The organism is Kitasatospora sp. NPDC002522 (assembly GCF_053595195.1).
In genome coordinates this window covers 208,516-226,479 of record NZ_JBSFXE010000008.1, presented here as the reverse complement: position 1 = coordinate 226,479, position 17,964 = coordinate 208,516, and the positions used below count along the sequence as shown (strand labels likewise).

The 17,964-nt window shown below is 73.3% G+C and carries 14 protein-coding genes; all 14 read left to right on the top strand.

What is annotated here, in order from left to right:
- The first annotated feature begins 41 nt into the window (after positions 1 to 41).
- Positions 42 to 1,031, top strand: a complete 990-nt coding sequence (locus tag ACWD4U_RS09595; RefSeq protein WP_363452469.1) for an aldo/keto reductase — start codon at positions 42 to 44, stop codon at positions 1,029 to 1,031.
- A gap of 43 nt (positions 1,032 to 1,074) precedes the next feature.
- Entirely contained in the window at positions 1,075 to 1,428 is a 354-nt protein-coding gene (locus tag ACWD4U_RS09590) for a cytidine deaminase (RefSeq protein WP_363452467.1), read from the top strand.
- 114 nt (positions 1,429 to 1,542) lie between these two features.
- Positions 1,543 to 1,704, top strand: coding sequence for a hypothetical protein (locus ACWD4U_RS09585; protein WP_363452465.1), 162 nt, complete (start codon positions 1,543 to 1,545; stop codon positions 1,702 to 1,704).
- A 65-nt stretch (positions 1,705 to 1,769) separates the two neighbouring features.
- Positions 1,770 to 2,699: a GTPase Era gene (era, locus tag ACWD4U_RS09580; protein ID WP_449787155.1), complete on the top strand. Its 930-nt coding sequence runs from the start codon at positions 1,770 to 1,772 to the stop codon at positions 2,697 to 2,699.
- Positions 2,700 to 2,762: 63 nt separating this feature from the next.
- A complete protein-coding gene (locus ACWD4U_RS09575; protein WP_363452460.1) occupies positions 2,763 to 3,476 on the top strand; it encodes an alpha/beta fold hydrolase in 714 nt (237 codons plus the stop codon).
- Positions 3,477 to 3,769: 293 nt separating this feature from the next.
- Positions 3,770 to 4,201: a hypothetical protein gene (locus tag ACWD4U_RS09570; protein WP_363452458.1), complete on the top strand. Its 432-nt coding sequence runs from the start codon at positions 3,770 to 3,772 to the stop codon at positions 4,199 to 4,201.
- Positions 4,198 to 5,214, top strand: coding sequence for a phosphate ABC transporter permease subunit PstC (pstC, locus tag ACWD4U_RS09565; RefSeq protein ID WP_363452456.1), 1,017 nt, complete (start codon positions 4,198 to 4,200; stop codon positions 5,212 to 5,214). Before ACWD4U_RS09570 ends, pstC begins: the two co-directional genes overlap by 4 nt.
- Positions 5,211 to 8,537, top strand: a complete 3,327-nt coding sequence (gene pstA / locus ACWD4U_RS09560) for a phosphate ABC transporter permease PstA (protein WP_363452454.1) — start codon at positions 5,211 to 5,213, stop codon at positions 8,535 to 8,537. Before pstC ends, pstA begins: the two co-directional genes overlap by 4 nt.
- Positions 8,534 to 11,182 carry a hypothetical protein gene (locus ACWD4U_RS09555; protein ID WP_363452452.1) on the top strand — a complete coding sequence of 883 codons (2,649 nt, stop codon included), beginning with the start codon at positions 8,534 to 8,536 and terminating at the stop codon, positions 11,180 to 11,182. Before pstA ends, ACWD4U_RS09555 begins: the two co-directional genes overlap by 4 nt.
- A gap of 159 nt (positions 11,183 to 11,341) precedes the next feature.
- Entirely contained in the window at positions 11,342 to 12,343 is a 1,002-nt protein-coding gene (locus tag ACWD4U_RS09550) for a substrate-binding domain-containing protein (RefSeq protein WP_363452450.1), read from the top strand.
- A gap of 38 nt (positions 12,344 to 12,381) precedes the next feature.
- The gene (locus ACWD4U_RS09545) at positions 12,382 to 13,974 is read left to right on the top strand and encodes an Ig-like domain-containing protein (protein ID WP_363452448.1); all 1,593 of its coding nucleotides are present in this window, start codon (positions 12,382 to 12,384) and stop codon (positions 13,972 to 13,974) included.
- Positions 13,975 to 14,154: 180 nt separating this feature from the next.
- The gene (locus ACWD4U_RS09540) at positions 14,155 to 16,053 is read left to right on the top strand and encodes a hypothetical protein (protein ID WP_363452446.1); all 1,899 of its coding nucleotides are present in this window, start codon (positions 14,155 to 14,157) and stop codon (positions 16,051 to 16,053) included.
- Between the two features lie 2 nt (positions 16,054 to 16,055).
- Positions 16,056 to 17,048: a sortase gene (locus tag ACWD4U_RS09535; protein WP_363452444.1), complete on the top strand. Its 993-nt coding sequence runs from the start codon at positions 16,056 to 16,058 to the stop codon at positions 17,046 to 17,048.
- Between the two features lie 56 nt (positions 17,049 to 17,104).
- Positions 17,105 to 17,950 carry a phosphate ABC transporter ATP-binding protein gene (locus tag ACWD4U_RS09530; protein WP_363452442.1) on the top strand — a complete coding sequence of 282 codons (846 nt, stop codon included), beginning with the start codon at positions 17,105 to 17,107 and terminating at the stop codon, positions 17,948 to 17,950.
- Positions 17,951 to 17,964 lie beyond the last annotated feature (14 nt).

Sequence of the window (17,964 nt, the reverse complement as noted above, 5' to 3'; positions counted from 1 at the left end):
AGATCCGCCGGGTGAAAGGCTGTTTGGAGGGGGAACGACCGATGACCGAGCGCACTCTCGGGGCGCTGGCCAGCTCGCCGATCGGGTTCGGGGCGATGGTGCTCTCGCCCGGCATGTACGGCGAGATCGACGAGCAGCGCGGGCAGGACGCGCTGCGGGCCGCCATCGACGCCGGGGCCCGGCTGATCGACACCGCGGACGGCTACGGCGCCGACGGGCACAACGAGCAACTGGTCGGCCGCGCGGTCCACGGCCGGCGCGAGGACGTGGTGCTGGCCACCAAGTTCGGCTTCCGGATCCCGGACGGCGCCGAGCCGCACCGCTTCCCGGTGCACTTCGCCTTCGGCGAGCTGGCGGTGAACTGCGAGCCCAAGTACGTGCGCGGCTACGCGGAGCAGTCGCTGCGCAACCTCGGCGTCGAGGCGATCGACCTGTACTACCCGCACTTCCCGGACCCGCAGGTGCCCTTCGAGGAGACCGTCGGGGCGGTCGCCGAGCTGATCGCCGACGGCCTGGTGCGGCACCTCGGCGTCTCCAACGTGACCGCCGCGCAGCTGCGTGCCGCGCACGCGGTGCACCCGGTCGCCGCGGTGCAGACCCAGTGGTCGATGTGGCAGCCGGCCGACCCGGAGCTGCTGGCCGCCGCCCGCGAGCTGGGCGTCGGCGTGGTGGCCTGGAGCCCGCTCGGCGGCGGCTTCCTCACCGGCACCGTGCAGCAGGTCGGCGAGGGCGACTTCCGGCAGCAGCAGGCCCGGTTCAGCGCCGAGAACCTCGCCGCGAACAACGACCGGTACGCCCCGCTGCGCGCGATCGCCGCCGAACTCGACGTCAAGCCCGGCCAGTTGGCGCTGGCCTGGCTGCTGCACCAGGACCCGCACGTGGTGCCGATCCCGGGCAGCCGCACCCCCGCGCACATCGCGGAGAACCTGGCCGCCGCCGAACTGGCGCTGGACGGGGCGGTGCTGGCCCGGATCGAGGCCGCGCTGGCGGAGTTCGCGCCGCTGGGCGAGGGAGCGGTGCTCAAGGGCTGAGCGTCCGTACCCGGGCCCGGGGCGGCCGCCTATGCTCGGGGCCATGACTGAGCTCACCGAACTGGACCCCGAGGACAAGAAGATCATCACGCTGGCGCGGTCGGCCCGCGCCCGCAACGGCGTGGCCGAGGGTGCGGCGGTCCGCGACGAGACCGGCCGCACCTACGTGGCCGGCACCGTCGCGCTGGAGTCGCTCCGGCTGAGCGCGCTGCAGACCGCGGTGGCGATGGCGGTGGCCAGCGGGGCGAAGAGCCTGGAGGCGGCCGCGGTGGTCTCCGCCGCCGAGGCTCCGGCCGAGGCGGACCTGGCGGCCGTCCGGGACCTGGGCGGGGCCGGTACGCCGGTGCTGCTGGCCGGTCCGGACGGGGTGCTGAAGCTGGCCGCCGAGGCCCGCTGAACCCTCCGCGCAGGGGTGGGGTGTCCGGAAACGGCGCCCCACCCCTGCGCTGTCCGGGTGCGATAATCGCATCGGCTGGGGGGCTCCCCGGCGGGGGCAACCCGGGGAGGGGACATGGGAGTTGCGGCGTTCTTCTGCGGGCTGCTGCTCAGCGTGATGGGCTTCGGCCGCTGGCACGAGACCGGCTCGCCGTGGTGGCTGGCCGGCACGCTCGTCCTGCTGGCGTTCGTGCTGGTCGGCGGCATCACCGGGAGCGGGAAGAAGAAGACCGGCTGACCGGCGTGGGCACCACGGGCACCGCCTGAGCGGAGGCGGTCCGCCGATCGGCGACAATGGGTGCCATGAATGCCCCTTCCTCCCCGTACCGCTCCGGGTTCGCGTGCTTCGTCGGCCGTCCCAACGCGGGAAAGTCGACCCTGACCAACGCGCTGGTCGGGACGAAGGTCGCGATTACCTCCGACCGTCCGCAGACCACCCGGCACACCGTCCGCGGCATCGTGCACCGCCCCGACGCCCAGCTGGTGCTGGTCGACACCCCCGGGCTGCACAAGCCCCGCACGCTGCTCGGCGAGCGGCTCAACGACCTGGTCCGCACCACCTGGGCCGAGGTCGACGTGATCGGCTTCTGCGTGCCCGCCGACCAGAAGCTCGGCCCCGGCGACAAGTTCATCGCCAAGGAGCTCGCCGAGCTCAAGAAGACCCCCAAGGTGGCGATCGTCACCAAGACCGACCTGGTGGACTCCAAGCGCCTGGCCGAGCAGCTGATCGCGGTCCACCAGCTCGGGCTCGAGCTCGGCTTCGAATGGGCCGAGATCATCCCGGTGTCGGCCGTGGGCGACCAGCAGGTGACGCTGGTCGCCGACCTGCTCACCAAGCTGCTGCCGGAGGGCGTGCCGCTGTACCCGGACGGCGACCTGACCGACGAGCCGGAGCAGATCATGGTGGCCGAGCTGATCCGCGAGGCCGCGCTGGAGGGCGTCCGGGACGAGCTGCCGCACTCGCTGGCGGTGGTGGTCGAGGAGATGCTGCCGCGCGAGGGCCGTCCCGCGGACCGGCCGCTGCTGGACATCCACGCCAACGTGTACATCGAGCGGCAGAGCCAGAAGGCGATCGTGATCGGCGCCAAGGGCGCCCGGCTGAAGCACGTCGGCACCACCGCCCGCAAGCACATCGAGGCGCTGCTCGGCACCCCGGTCTACCTGGACCTGCACGTCAAGGTCGCCAAGGACTGGCAGCGCGACCCCAAGCAGCTGCGCAAGCTCGGCTTCTGACGGCGCGTCACCGGGCCGTCGGCGGTTCCGGTGGGGCCGGGGAGGTTCCGGTAGGGTCCGGGCGTGAAGCTGCACACCCGCGAATGGGGCACCGGCGACCGGATCGCCCTGCTGATCCACGGCATCCAGGCCGACCACCGCACCTGGCGGCTGGTCGGCCCGGCGCTGGCCGAGCGCGGCTACCGGGTGATCGCCGCCGACCTGCGCGGCCACGGCGCCTCCCCGCGCGGGGCGGGCGCCGGCCCCGCCGAGCGCTACCACCCGGCGCGGTACGCCGACGACCTGGTGGAGACGCTGCCCGCGGGCGTCGCACTCGCCCTCGGCCACTCGATGGGCGGTCTCGCCCTGCGAGACGCCGTGGAACGGCTGAAACCCGCCCGTGCGGTGTACAGCGACCCGGCTTTCGTCTACGACCGGCCGGGGGCCGGACCCGAACCCTTCGTCGGGTTCAAGCGGTTCGGCACCCGGGCCTTCATCACCGCGATGCACCCCGGCTGGGCCGCCGAGGACGTGGACGTGGAGCTCGCCACCCTGGCCGTCTGGGACCCGGACACCGCCGTCGGCCTGTGGGCCCATCCCGGGCACTCCGGGCTGCCGGCCGCCGCGGCCGTCCCCTCCCTGGTCCAGCTCGCCGATCCGAGCACCCTGGTGACCCCCGTCGAGGCCGAGCGGCTGCGGACCCGCGGTTTCGAGGTCCGGACCGTCCCCGGCACCGGCCACTGCATCCACCGGGACGATCCGGCGGCGTTCCTCGACTCCCTCGACGGCTGGATCTGATGGGACGCCAGACGGTTCCCGTGACAGGGTAAAACTTCGGCGATGCTCCGGTGTCGGGTGGTGGACTGTCCCGGCCGTCCTTGGCATGTCCCGATTCTTCGTCAACGGACCGGTGTCCGAAGGTATCTGACGGGTCATCAGAATCGAATGGCCGGTGCACGAGATGTGGAGGTCTAGCGCACCCCTCGTTCACTTCGCCCGTGTCCGGCGTTCATGCCTCTGGTTCCACGAATCCCCCCGGAACCGAGACGGTCTGTTCCGGCCACTGAACGCTCCGGAAGGCGAAGACCGGCATGGGACAGCCGAGATTCCTCATCGTCAGCAGACCCCCGCAGCCTGAACTGGCCGGCGGGGGCGTGGTCTGGCGGCTCCTCGGAGCGAACAACCGGCACCTCGGGCAGGGCGAGCGGGTCTTCGCCGAGCTCGCGGACTGCCTGGCGGCGATCGGCAGGCTGCAACTCGGACTCGACCACGCCCGCTCGGTGGTCGCCGGCGTGGAGCACGGCCAACTCTGGCGCTGGCGACTGGAGATCGAGGGGGAGCCGGTGGCAAGTTCTACGCGCGCATACCGTCGGCAGCGCGAATGCCAGTACAGCCTCGGCCTGTTCCTGGCCGGAGCCCGCACCGCCGACCCCGGACCGCGCCCGCTGGTCGCGCTGCCCCGGCAGGGCGCCGCCCCGGTCCGTCCGACGGCCGGTCCGGCCCTGCGCAGGAGCGGCGTATGAGCGACACCCAGGTCCGGCTCGCCAAGGACGACACCGAACGGCGGATCACCCCGTCCTCGCGGCCCGACCTCGCGGACGTGCTGTTCCTCACCTGTGCCCGGGCCAGCGGCGCGTTCGTGCTCTGCGTGATGCTCGGCGTCGGCGGCTACCTGGCGGTCCGGGCGACCGACGCGCTGCGCACCGCCGGCTGGTCGTTCCTCACCGTCGAGAACTGGAACCCGGACGGCGGCCACGGCCAGTTCGGCATCGCCGCGGTGCTCACCGGCACCGTGCTGATCGGCGGCATCGCGGTCGCCCTGGCGATGCCGCTGGCGCTCGGCAGCGCGCTGTACATCAGCGAGTACGCGCCGCGGAAGTTCAAGCGGACCCTGATCGGCATGGTCGACCTGATGGCCGCGGTGCCCAGCGTGGTCTACGGCGTGTGGGGCTTCGTCCTGCTGCAGTACAAGCTCACCGGCATCGCCCGCTGGCTGGCCACCTACTTCGGCTGGTTCCCGCTCTTCACGGTCAGCGGCGACGTCAAGGTCGACGACCCGGTCACTCCGCCGCTGATCTACACCGCCTCCAGCCTGATGGCCGGCACCGTGGTCGCCTTCATGATCACGCCGATCATGTGCTCCATCATGCGCGAGGTCTTCGACCAGGCCCCGGCCGGCGAACGCGAGGGCGCCTACGCGCTCGGCTCCACCCGCTGGGGCATGATCCGCACCGTCGTCCTGCCGTTCGGCCGCGGCGGCATCATCGGCGGCACCATGCTCGGCCTCGGCCGGGCGCTCGGCGAGACGATCAGCGTCTACCTGATCCTCTCCATGCACTTCGAGATCCAGCCGCACATCCTGCAGACCGGCGGCAGCGCCGTCGCGCCGCTGATCGCGCTGCGCTACGGCGACTCCAGCAACTTCTCGGTCTCCGCGCTGATGGCCGCCGGACTCACGCTCTTCCTGCTCACCCTGGTGGTCAACTTCGCGGCGGCCGCCGTGGTGGCCCGCAGCCGATCGGGGGCCAGCTCGTGACCACCCTCACCCCGCCCACCACCCGCCGCACCACGGTGGTCGACAAGCCCGCGCCGGGCGCCGTCGCCGAAGGTCCGCGCCGCCGCACCGGCGGCAAGCGCGGCACCGACCACTGGGCGCTGCTCGGCAGCCTGGCCGGCGCCGTCGCGCTCTCCGCGCTGCTGTTCCAGCGGATCGCCCCGTTCAGCGGCGCCATCGGCTTCGTGGTCTGCACCTGGCTGGGCTTCCTCGGCCTCTACGCGCTGGTGCTGCGCGACGAGGGCAAGCTCTCGGTCCGCGACCGGCTGGCCTCCGCGGTGGTGCACTCGATCGCCGCGCTGCTGCTCGGCATCCTGCTGTGGACCGTCGGCTACGTCTTCTGGCACGGCTTCACCGCACTGCGGCACCTGAACTTCTACACCCAGGACCTCTCGCTGGCCGGCCCCGCCGACCCGCTGGACCAGGGCGGCGCGCTGCACGCCATCGTCGGCACGCTCAGCCAGATCGCCATCTCCCTGGCCATCACCATCCCGCTCGGCCTGTCCTGCGCGGTCTTCCTCAGCGAGGTGCCCGGCCGGTTCGCCCGGCTGGTGCGCACCCTGGTCGAGGCGATGACCGCGCTGCCCTCGATCCTGGCCGGCCTGTTCATCTACGCCGTGCTGGTCATCACCCTGGGCTTCTCCCGCTCCGGCTTCGCCGCCAGCGTCGCGCTGTCCGTGATGATGCTGCCGATCCTGATCCGCGCCTCCGACGTGGTGCTGAGGCTGGTGCCCGGCTCGCTGAAGGAGGCCTCCTACGCGCTCGGCGCCGGCCGCTGGCGCACCGTGTGGACGGTCACCCTGCCCAGCGCCCGCTCCGGCCTGGCCACCGCGATCATCCTGGCCGCCGCCCGCGGCATCGGCGAGACCTCGCCGGTGCTGCTGTGCTCCGGCTACACGAAGAACCTCAACCTCGACCCGACCGACGGCGCGCAGGCCTCGCTGCCGCTGATGGCGTTCACCCTCATCAAGCTGCCGTCCGACCTGCACAAGGCGCGCGCCTTCGGCGCCGCCGCGGTGCTGATGGGGCTGGTCCTGCTGCTCTTCCTGGTCGCCCGCTTCCTCGGCGGCCGCGGCCCGGGCGAGCTGACCGCCCGTCAGCAGCGCCGCCGTCAGCTGCGCTCGTACCAGGACCTGCTGCGGATGGTCCCGCAGCCGGCCCAGCCGCAGCCCGCCGCCCCGCCGTGGCCCGCACCGCCCGCGGCCCCCGCCTCGAACCGAACCGCCCGAAAGGCCCCCGTGTCCAGGAGCGCGATCTCCCGCACCCTCACCTTCTTCGCCGTGCTCGCCCTGTCCGCCGCCTCGGTGATGTTCGGCGCGGTCCCGCGCGCCGCGGCCGAGGACTACCGGCGGATCTCCGGTGCCGGTTCGACCTGGAGCTCCAACGCGATGGACTCCTGGGTCAGCAACGTCCGGCAGTACGGCATGACCATCGACTTCGACGCCCAGGGCTCCAGCTACGGCCGCAACCAGTTCAAGAACGGCGCCACCGACTTCGCGGTCACCGAGATCCCGTACGGCCTCAACGACGGCGGCCAGTTCGACGCGCCGCCGCCGTGGCCCTCGGCGTACCTGCCGATCGTGGCCGGCGGCACCTCGTTCATGTACAACCTGAAGATCGGCGGCGCCCGGGTCACCAACCTGCGGCTGTCCGGCGAGTCCATCGCCAAGATCTTCACCGGTGTGATCACCCGCTGGAACGACCCGGCGATCCAGGCCGACAATCCCGGGCTGAAGATGCCGGACATCGCGGTCCGCCCGGTGGTCCGCTCCGACGGCTCCGGCACCACCGCGCAGCTCACCACCTGGATGAGCAAGAAGCAGACCGGGATCTGGGACGACTACTGCCGGCGCACCCCGCGCAAGCAGCCGTGCGGCATGACCTCCTTCTACCCGCTGCTGTCCGGCTCCACCTGGCAGGCCCTCGGCACCTCCGTGGCGGTCGCCAACGCGGTCGCCAACGACGCCAACGTCGGCGCGATCACCTACGTCGAGTACTCGTACGCGCTCAACAGCCGCTTCCCGGTGGCCAAGATGCTCAACAGCGCGGGCTACTACGCCGAGCCGAACGGCAAGAACGTCTCGGTCGCGCTGAAGCAGGTCCGGATCAACCCCGACCTGACCCAGCAGCTCGACAGCGTGTACGACGCCCCCGACAGCCGGGCCTACCCGCTCTCCTCGTACAGCTACATGGTGGTGCACACCAGCGAGGTCGGGACGTTCAGCAGGGACAAGGGCAAGACGCTCGGCGCGTTCGGCTACTACTTCCTCTGCGAGGGCCAGAAACAGGCCGACGGGCTCGGCTACTCGCCGCTGACCCCCAACCTGGTGCAGTCCGGCTTCGAACAGCTCGCCAAGATCCCGGGCAGCGAGGGCCGCGCCTTCGACGCCGGCAAGTGCTCCAACCCGACCTTCGGCCCGAACGGCAGCAACCCGTACGCCGACAGCGCGGACAAGCCGCAGGACTGCGACCGCAAGGACTCCGGCAAGCAGTGCGCCACCGGCACCGGCGGCAACAAGTCCACCACCCCGGTCACCAACAACGGCGGCGGCAGCGCCGGCGGTGCGGCCGGTGGCGCGGCGGGCGGCTCCGGCACCGGCGGCGCGGGCGGCACCGGCGGGACGGGCGGCACCGGGGGCACGGCCGGTGGCGCGGCGGGCGGCGCGGCGGGCGGCTCCGCCAGTGGCGGCGGCTCCGGCGGCGACCCGGCGCTCACCGGCGGCGGCAGCGGCACCTCCGGCGGCTCCGGCCAGCAGTACAGCGCCGACTCGGTGCCGCTGGCCGCGGGAGCCGGGTCCGGGCTCCGCTACACCCTGATGGCGATGGCCGGCGGTCTGCTGGTCGCGCTGATCGTGCTGCCGCCGCTGATCGCCGGGCGCACCGCGCGCACCGCGGACGGCTTCGTGGCCGTCGCCCCGCCTGCCCTGATGCCCGGTCAGGCCCCGTACGGGCCGGCGCCCTTCGCGCCGCAGCCGTTCCCGCAGCCGCCGTTCGGCCCGCCGTGGGGCGGCGGACAGCCGCCGGTCCCGGCGCAGGGCGCGCCCGTGATGTGGGGCGGCATGGTGCCCGCGCCGCAGCCCGGCGCCCCCGCGGCCCTGCCGCCCGCCGAGCCCGCCGCGGCCGAGTCGGCACCCGCCCAGGCCCCGTCGGCCGACGCGCCGGTGAGCGCCGACGCCCCGTCAGCGGGCGGGGCGGGCGCGCCGAAGGGTGACGCACCGTCGGCCGGCGTGCCGAGCGGCGACGCCCCGAAGGGCGACGCCCCGACCGCCGAGCTGCCCAAGGTCGACGAGGGGGAGACCCGATGAGCGGCAGACGCAGTGCGGTGCAGCGGGCGGCGCGGACCGTCGGCGTGCTGGCGCTGGTGATGGCGGCGGCCGGCGGTGCGGCGCTCTCCGCCGACCCGGGCGGCCCGCCCGCGCGGGTCGCGGACGCCCACGACGCCACCACCGAGATCCCGGTCGACCCGCTGACCGGCGCCCCGACCGGCATCGACCCGACGCACAGCGCCACCAAGCGCGCCCCGCAGGGCACCGGCAGCGCCGCCGCGGCGAAGCCGCAGGCCGCCGGGGCCACCGGCGACGCGGTCACCGTCACCGGCAGTGGCGAGTTCGCCAACCTGAAGGTGACCGTCTCGCAGACCACCCACCTGGTGAACCAGGTGGTCACGGTCGGCTGGACCGGCGGCAAGCCGACCGTCCCCAGCCCGATGGTGTTCGGCCAGGACTACCTGACGCTCATGCAGTGCTGGGGCGACGGCGCCGGTCCGGACCGCAGCCAGTGCCAGTACGGCGCCACCAAGGGCGACAGCCGCGGCGGCGCGTACGTGCCCAGCCGGCAGCTCAACTACGGCATCCTGAAGGACGGCCGGGAGAACCTGCCGGACCGCACCGACAACCAGAACACCTACGTCCCGTTCCGCTCGGTCACCGGTGACCCGGAGGAGACGCAGGGCAGCAGCCAGTTCTACGACGTGCAGTCCACCAACGAGGTGCCGTTCGCGCCGACCCGGGCGGACGGCACCGGCCAGGTGTTCTTCGAGGTGCAGACCGGCATGGAGGCGCCGGGCCTGGGCTGCGGGCAGACGCCCAAGGGCCAGCCGGGGCCGTTCACCGAGGGCCGGCAGTGCTGGCTGGTGGTCGTGCCGCGCGGCGAGCTCGAGGTCGACGACAAGCCGCCGGTCGGCTCGTCCGGGCAGCTGCAGTCCTCGCCGCTGTCCCGCACCAACTGGGACAAGCGCCTGGTGGTCCCGCTGCACTTCGAACCGGTCGGCCTGTCCTGCCCGATCGGCTCGACCGAGCGGCCCACCGCCGGCACCGAGGTCGCCGCCGAGGCCGTCTGGCGCTGGCAGCCGGTGCTGTGCCAGCAGGCCGGCGGCATCTTCAGCTACACCCAGATCACCGACGACCTGGCCCGCAGCCGGCTCACCCGCGGCGACCCCGGCCTGATCTTCGTCGGCAGCCCGCTGCCCAAGGCCGAGCAGGTCGAGGGCCGCACCCCGGTGTACGCCCCGCTCGCGGTGTCCGGCCTGGCGATCTCGTTCAACATCGAGAGCCAGTCCTACTCGCGGACACCCCCGGAGATCCGGCAGAAGGACGGCCAGCGGATCACCGACCTCAAGCTCACCCCGCGGCTGGTGGCCAAGCTGCTCAGCCAGAGCTACCGCTACTCGGTGAACCCCGGAGACCCCGACATCCCGCCGGGCAACCCGCTGGACCTCACCTCCGACCCCGAGTTCATCGAGCTCAACCCGCAGTTCTCCACGCTGTACTTCCCCTCCCGGATCGCCGACGTGCTGCTCCCGTCCGGCGAGGGAGACGCGGCCCGCCTGCTGTGGCTCTGGGTGCTCGCCGACGCCGACGCCCGCGCGTTCCTGAACGGCCAGCCCGACGCCAAGTGGCACCACCAGGTGAACCCGCACTTCACCCTCGCCCAGGTCGAGATGCCGCGCTCCAACTACCCCAAGCCGGACGGCTACTGCCAGGCGTTCCCGGACGACCCGTTCAACCGCCCCGAGTGGTGCAACCTGGACGGCCACCCCTACGCCAGCAACATGCGCGAAGGCTCCCGCGCCACCGCCCGCGGCGACACGCTCGCCAAGTCGGTGTGGGACGCCACCGCGCTGCCGCCGTCGCTGAAGAAGGCCGCGCCGCAGGCCCAGGGCCTGCGCGGGATCCTCGCCGTCACCACCACCGCCCAGGCCGCCCGCTACGGGCTGAACACCGCCCAACTGCGCAACGCCAACGGCGAGTTCGTCGCGCCGACCGACCAGGCACTGCTCACCGAGGCGGCCGCCGCGCCGGCCGGCGAGAAGGTCGGCGCACCGGTGGTCGACCCGGCGGCGAAGGTCGCCGGCGGCTACCCGCTCACCACCATCACCTACGCGGCCACCGTGCCCAGCGCGCTCGACAAGGAGAGCGGCAAGTCCTACGCCGCGCTGCTGCGCTACGCGATGGGCGGCGGCCAGGTGCCCGGCGTCGCCGCCGGACAGCTCGCCGCGGGCTACGCCCAGCTGCCGCAGACGCTGCGCACCCAGACCCTCGCCGTCGCCGACGCGATCGAGGCCCGGGCCGGCGTGCCCGAGCCCACCGCGAGCGCCACGCCCACCGCCGCCGCCTCCAGTCCCGCCACCCGCAGCACCACCGGTACGACCACGGGCAGCGGCAGCAGTGGCAGCGCCGGCGGCACCGGTTCGACCGGTGCGGGCCACGCCGACAACGGCGGCGGAGCCGGCGGCGCCCAGGACCCGGGCACACCGCCCGGCCCGTCGCCGACGCCCTCGCACGAGCCGAGCATGCTGTCGCCCGCGCCCTCGGCCGCCCCGGTCGCCAAGACCGCCGGCACCGACGTCGGCGCGCTGCGCTACCTGCTCGGCGGGGCACTGCTGGTCGGCCTGCTGGCCGCCGCCGCCGGGGTCTTCGGACCGCGGCTGCTCCGGGCGCTGCGCCGCTGACCGGCCCCGGCCGGCGCCGCTGACGCCCCCTCAGACCACCTGTCCTCCTTCCGACCCTTCGCACGCACCACGGCGCCACCAAGCCGGAGCCTCGGCTCCGTGCTGCCCGGAACCAGTCCGATAAGCACCGATTCGTACCGAACAAGGGGACTCACGCCCATGAACCTGCACACCAAGCGCAAGGTGGCCAAGGCCGTCACCGTGGCCACCGGCCTCGGTCTGATGATCGCCGGCACCGGCACCGCCCAGGCCGACCCGACCGGTGCCCCGCAGTACCGCCTGCTGGCGGGTGTCGGTTCCGACACCACCCAGGGCGTGATGAACGCGATCGCCAACGCCGTGACCCTGAACGGCCAGAAGATCATCGGTTCGTACGACGCGGTCGGCACCCCGACCATCAACACCAAGTCCACCGCCGCCTGCCAGGGCCTGAACCGCCCGAACGGCTCCGGCGCCGGCCGCACCGCCCTGGTCAACGAGCTCAACAAGGGCAACGGCTGCCTGGACTTCTCCCGCTCCTCCAGCCTGAACCTGGCCGCCGTCACCCCGGGCCTGACCTACGTCCCGTTCGCCGTCGACGGCGTCACCTACGCGGTCTCGGCCGGCTCCGCGCTGCCGCTGGACCTGTCCACCGCGGACCTGCACGCCATCTACAGCTGCGACCCCGGCTACGTCGGCACCGGCCCGAACTACGACATCCACCCGCTGCTGCCGCAGGCCGGTTCCGGCACCCGCAGCTTCTGGGAGTCCGTGGTCGGCATCACCGAGGCCGACGTGACCTCCGGCAAGTACCCCTGCGTCTCGGACACCAAGGGCGGCAAGAAGATCGAGGAGCACGACGGCCGCGTGCTCGACACCAACTCGCTGGTGCCGTTCTCGATCGCCCAGTACATCGCCCAGTCCTCGGCGACCATCGCCGACCTGCGCGGCACCGCCCAGCTCGGCAACATCAACGGCGTCCCGTCGGTGCTGCTGAACACCAACGCCGCCGCGACCCGCGACGTCTACAACGTCATCCCCACCGCCAAGGTCGGCGTCAGCCCCTGGAGCGACGCGTTCGTCGGCTCCGGCGCGCTCGTCTGCCAGCAGACCGCGGTCATCAAGCAGTACGGCTTCGGCGTCAACGCCAACTGCGGTGACACCTCTCGCACCACCGGCTGACCCTCCCTCATCTTCCGTTAGCGAAAGGCATCACAGTCGTGAGCATCCGCATCACCCGCACCGTCGCGCTCGGCGCGGCGACCCTGCTGGCGGCCGGCAGCGCCACCATCCTCGGCTCGGCCTCCGCGTTCGCCGCGGACAGCCCGACCATCGGCACCGTCGCCGTCAACCCGGCGACCGGCTCGGACACCGAGCTGATCAACCTGGTCACCTCGGGCAGCTGCCCCGGCGGCACCAACCTGCAGGCGCTGGTCTTCGGCCAGGGCTTCCCGGCCAACGGCTACGGCGTCACCCCGAACGCCGCGCAGTCCATCTACCCGCCGGACGCCCAGGGCCGCCTCTCGGTGCCGCTGTCCGACACCATGGCCTCCTTCGCGCAGAAGAACGGCTTCAGCACCCTCAGCGGCAAGTACGAGTTCCACGTCCGCTGCCAGGCGAAGATCGGCCAGACCTACTTCGGCGACTTCGTGGGCGCGATCTGGTTCACCGCCCCGAACAGCTACACCAGCACCGACCCGAACCCGCCGGTCGTCGTGGCGACCACCACCACGCTGACCGCCACCCCCAACGGCTCGGCCACCGAGGGCAGCGAGGTCACCCTGACCGCCGCCGTCTCCCCGGCCGCCGCGGGCAACGTGCAGTTCACCGACAACGGCGCCCCGCTGGGCACCCCGGTGGCCGTCTCCGGCGGCCAGGCCGTGCTGAAGACCAGCACCCTGGCCAAGGGCGCGCACACGCTCGGCGCGGTGTTCACCTCCACCGACGGCGGCTTCGGCGGCTCCACCGCGCAGACGGTGGCCTACACCGTCAGCCCGAAGGCCGCGACCGCGACCCACACCGCCCTCGCGGTCAACCCGTCCGGCTCGGCCCAGCACGGCACCGCCGTCCAGGTCACCGCCACCATCGACCAGCCGGCCGACGGCACCGTCCAGTTCCTGGACAACGGCGCCCCGCTGGGCACCCCGGTGGCCGTCTCCGCCGCCACCGCCTCCGTCACCCTGTCCGACCTGGCCGAGGGCGACCACTCGCTGACCGCCTCCTTCACCCCGGCGGACGCCAACCTGTACGCGGCGTCGGTCTCCCCGGCCGTGGCGTTCACCGTCACCCCGGCGGGTGGCGGTGGCGGCGGCACCACCCCGCCGCCGGCCCCGGTCTCCGAGACCATCACCACCACGGTCGCCCCCGGCGCCCTGGTGATCAGCGTGGCCGGGACCAACGTCTCGCTGCCCCCGCTGACCCTGAACAACGACTCCACCCGGTTCGGCACCGCCGGCCCGATCCAGACCGTCACCGTCACCGACACCCGTGCCGGCGCCCCCGGCTGGTCGGTCAGCGGCCAGGTCGCGCAGTTCACCTCCGGCGCGAACCTGATCAACCCGCAGAACCTCGGCTGGGCCCCGAACCTGGTCTCCAAGGGCGACGGCCTCAAGGTCACCCTCGGCGGCACGGTCAACCCGGCCGACGCGGTCGGGGTCAACGACAACGGCGTGCTCGGCCTGAAGTCCTCCCGGACCCTGGCCACCGCCACCGGCCTCGGCACCGCCAAGCTCGGCGCCGACCTGACCCTGCTGGCCCCGACCTCCACCCTGCCGGGCACCTACCAGGGCGTGCTCACCCTGACCGCGATCTGACGCCCAGCCTTCACCTGAGGGCTGTCAGTCCGTCACCCGGCGGCCGGGCCGCCCTGGCGAAATCGGCACACCACGAGCACAACGCCCGTACACCGTACGCGCATTCGTGGCCGAACCAGCGCCAGGGCGGCCCGGCCGCCACTCTCCCCGCACCGCCCCCGCACCCCGAGGAACCCGCCGATGCGCCGATGGCTCCTGGCACTTCTCCCCGCCCTGCTGCTCCTGCTCGGCGGCCAGCCCGCCCACGCCGCACCGCGGACCGCGCCCGCTGACGCCCCGCAGGCGCAGACCTTCGGCATCCAGCCCGCCACCGCCACCGACCCCGACGGCCGCGGCAACTTCGGCTACTCCGCCACCCCGGGCGCCGTGGTCAAGGACCACGTGGCGGTGTGGAACTACGGCGACCAGCCGCTGACCCTGCGGCTCTACCCCGCCGACGCCTTCAACACCGACAGCGGCGGCTACGACGTGCTGCCCGAGGGCAAGCCCTCCACCCAGGCCGGCGCCTGGCTGCGCACCGCCGTCAGCTCCCTCGAACTCCCCGCCCGCAGCCGGCAGATCGTCCCGTTCACGCTGGCCGTCCCGCGCGACGCCACCCCCGGCGACCACGCCGCGGGCATCGTGGTGGCGCTCCGTCAGGAGAGCAAGGACGCCAACGGCAACGCGGTCTCCGTCGACCAGCGGGTCGGCACCCGGGTCAACATCCGGGTCTCCGGCGACCTGCGCGCCGAGCTCAGCGTCCAGGACGCCCGCGCGGTCTACCACCCGAGCCTCAACCCCTTCGCGGAGGGCCGCACCACCCTCACCTACACGGTTCGCAACACCGGCAACGTCCGGCTCGGCGGCAAGCAGACCGTCCGGGTCACCAACGCCTTCGGCAGCATCGCCAACGGCGCCGCCCCCGCCGACCTGCAGGAGCTGCTGCCCGGCAGCGGCGTCACCTACCGGGTCCAGGTGAGCGGCGCCTACCCGACGCTGTGGAGCACGGCCGGCATCACCATCGACCCGATGGCCGTCAACGGCGACCGCGACCCCAAGCTCTCCAGCACCGTGTACAAGCACCGCTACGCCACCATCCCGTGGACCGTGCTGGTCCTGCTGGTGCTCGTCGTCGGCCTGGGCCTCGCGATCCGGCAGGCCCGCCGCCGCAACCGCCGGCTCGCCGCGCTGCGCCCGCCGGTCCACCCGGTCGTGGTCACCGTCGGCCTGGCCCTCCTGGTGACCCTCGGTCAGTTCACCGGCGCCCACCGCGCCGCCGCCGAACCCGTGCTGCCGGGCACGCTGTCCTTCGACTACGCCACCGGCCACGACGACGACGCCATCGACCTGCTCACCGACGGCAAGTGCCCCGACCCCGTTGCCGACTACCTGGGCGTCAAGCTCACCGGGCCCGGCTTCCCCGCCGAGGGCGTCCCGCTGATCGGCACCACCGCGGTCACCGCCTACCGGCCCGCCGCCAACGGCGGCTTCGTGATCCCGCTCTCCAACACCCTGCGGGTGATCGCCAACCGCAGCGGCGTCAGCCAGCTGACCGGCGACTACACCATCACCGCCAGCTGCCGCGCCAAGGTCAACCCCAAGTCGCTGCGCGACTTCACCGGCACCCTCACCTTCACCGGACCGACCACGTGGAAGGCCGGCGCGGTCGCCGCCGACGGCGTCATCCACGCCGCCGCGGCCGACCCCACCAACCCGCCGCCCGCGACCAAGCCCGCGGCCGGTTCCGGGTCCGGCTCGGGCTCGGGCTCCGCCTCCGGCGACAGCGCCACCTCGATCGGCTCCTGGCTGGCGGTGGTCGGCGGGCTGCTGCTGCTCGGCTGGATCGCGGTGCCGCAGATCCGCAAGGCGCGGCAGCGCCGCAAGGAGGGGGAGGGCGACGCTCCCGCGGGAGACGCCGGCCCGCGTGGTGGTGACGCCCCGTCCGGTGATGCTCCTGATGCCGTTGATGCCACTGATGTCGCCTCGGACGGCTCCGGGGCGTCGGAGGGTGTCGCGACGGCCGAGCGCATCGAGGCGTCGGAGATCTTCGGTGCCACGGACAGTCAGTCCGCGACGGGCGCCGAGGCGGGTGTGAAGTGACCGTGACCGAGCTGCCGTCGCCCGCCGACCCGTCCGCCACGCCGTCCGCTGCGCTCGCCGCGGCGTTCGCCCCGCCGCCGCCCTCGAAGCCCCAGGTGCGGCCGATCGTGGCCCCCGCCGCCGCGACGGGCACCAGGCCGCGGATCCTCCCGGACGGCCCGCAGCTGGTCGGCGCGGCGCTGACCATCGTCGCCGCGCTGCTGATCGGACTCGTGCTGGAGCTCGGCCCGCTGGGCAGCCTCAAGCACCTGCGCGACCACCAGACCGGGTACGCCGCGCTGCGGGAGAGCCTCGCCAAGGGCACGGTGCCGATCGGGCAGCTGGACCAGACCGGCGCGCCGGTCCAACTCGGGACGCCGGTGGCGCTGCTGGAGATCCCGGAGCTCGGGCTGACGGAGGTGGTCCGGGAGGGCACCACCGGGGGAGTGCTGGAACTCGGCCCCGGCCACCGGCGCGACTCGCCGATGCCCGGCCAGGCCGGCACCGCCGTGCTGCTCGGCCGGCAGGCCGGCTACGGCGGGCCGTTCGGCAACCTCGGCAGCCTGACCGTCGGCGAGACCTTCAAGGTGACCACCGGTCAGGGCGTCAGCAAGTTCCGGGTGCTGAAGGTGCGCCGGGCCGGCGACCCGCTGCCCCCGGACATCACCCCCGGGGCCGGCCGGCTGATCCTGGTCACCGGCTCCGGACCGGAGTTCGGGCCCAACGGCACCCTGGTCGTCGACGCCGACCTGACCAGCGACGTCCTCCCCAACAACCCGCGGCCGATGTCCGCCGACGCGCTGCCCAGGAGCGAGACCGCGATGGGCACCGACGACGGCGCGTGGATCCCGCTGGTGCTCTGGGGCGAACTGCTGCTGCTCGCCGCCGTCGGCCTCGCCCTGGGCTGGGCCCGCTGGGGCCGCCGGCCGACCTGGATCATCGGCGTCCCGGTGCTCGGGGCGGTCTCCCTCGCGGTGGCCGACGAGGTCGCCCGGCTGCTGCCCAACCTGATCTGACGAACCCTCGGCCGCGCCACCCCGCGCGGCCCGGCCCGACCCGCAAGGAGCGCTGGATGACCAGCACCGAACCGCTCACCGTCCCCGGCCCCGCCGCGCCCCTCCTGCCGTCCGGCGCGCCCAGCCCCGCCGGCACGCTGGACGCCCGCGCGATCTCCGCGTGGTTCGGGGAGCGCAAGGTGCTGGAGCAGGTCTCCCTGGAGATGCCGGCCGGCCGGGTCACCGCGCTGATCGGCCCCTCCGGCTGCGGCAAGTCGACCTTCCTGCGGATCCTCAACCGGATGCACGAGCTGATCCCGAGCGCCACCCTGGCCGGCGAGGTGCTGCTGGACGGCGCCGACATCTACGCCCCCGACCGGCGGCTCACCGAGGCCCGCCGCGACATCGGCATGGTGTTCCAGAAGCCCAACCCGTTCCCCGCGATGTCCATCTACGACAACGTGGTGGCCGGCCTGAAGCTCACCGGCATCCGCGCCTCGCGCGCCCAGAAGGACCAGCTGGTCGAGGAGTGCCTCACCAAGGCCGGCCTGTGGAAGGAGGTCGCCGACCGGCTGCGCCAGCCCGGCGGCGCGCTCTCCGGCGGACAGCAGCAGCGCCTGTGCATCGCCCGCTCGCTGGCGGTGCGCCCCAAGGTGCTGTTGATGGACGAACCGTGCTCGGCCCTCGACCCCACCTCCACCCGCCGGATCGAGCAGACCATCCGGGAACTGGTCGAGGAGGTCACCATCGTGATCGTCACCCACAACATGCAGCAGGCCCAGCGCGTCTCCGACCAGTGCGCGTTCTTCCTGGCCGAACAGGGCACCCCCGGCGGCATCGTCGAACACGGCCCGACCGAGGCGATGTTCACCGACCCGACCGACCCCCGCACCGCCGACTACGTCAACGGCCGCTTCGGCTGACAGCCGCCTCAGCG

What these genes read in the sequence shown, in the direction of transcription:
- ACWD4U_RS09595 (WP_363452469.1), top strand. Translation starts at nt 42, where the DNA reads ATGACCGAGCGCACTCTCGGGGCGCTGGCCAGCTCGCCGATCGGGTTC.
- ACWD4U_RS09590 (WP_363452467.1), top strand. Translation starts at nt 1,075, where the DNA reads ATGACTGAGCTCACCGAACTGGACCCCGAGGACAAGAAGATCATCACG.
- ACWD4U_RS09585 (WP_363452465.1), top strand. Translation starts at nt 1,543, where the DNA reads ATGGGAGTTGCGGCGTTCTTCTGCGGGCTGCTGCTCAGCGTGATGGGC.
- era (WP_449787155.1), top strand. Translation starts at nt 1,770, where the DNA reads ATGAATGCCCCTTCCTCCCCGTACCGCTCCGGGTTCGCGTGCTTCGTC.
- ACWD4U_RS09570 (WP_363452458.1), top strand. Translation starts at nt 3,770, where the DNA reads ATGGGACAGCCGAGATTCCTCATCGTCAGCAGACCCCCGCAGCCTGAA.
- pstC (WP_363452456.1), top strand. Translation starts at nt 4,198, where the DNA reads ATGAGCGACACCCAGGTCCGGCTCGCCAAGGACGACACCGAACGGCGG.
- ACWD4U_RS09555 (WP_363452452.1), top strand. Translation starts at nt 8,534, where the DNA reads ATGAGCGGCAGACGCAGTGCGGTGCAGCGGGCGGCGCGGACCGTCGGC.
- ACWD4U_RS09550 (WP_363452450.1), top strand. Translation starts at nt 11,342, where the DNA reads ATGAACCTGCACACCAAGCGCAAGGTGGCCAAGGCCGTCACCGTGGCC.
- ACWD4U_RS09540 (WP_363452446.1), top strand. Translation starts at nt 14,155, where the DNA reads ATGCGCCGATGGCTCCTGGCACTTCTCCCCGCCCTGCTGCTCCTGCTC.
- ACWD4U_RS09530 (WP_363452442.1), top strand. Translation starts at nt 17,105, where the DNA reads ATGACCAGCACCGAACCGCTCACCGTCCCCGGCCCCGCCGCGCCCCTC.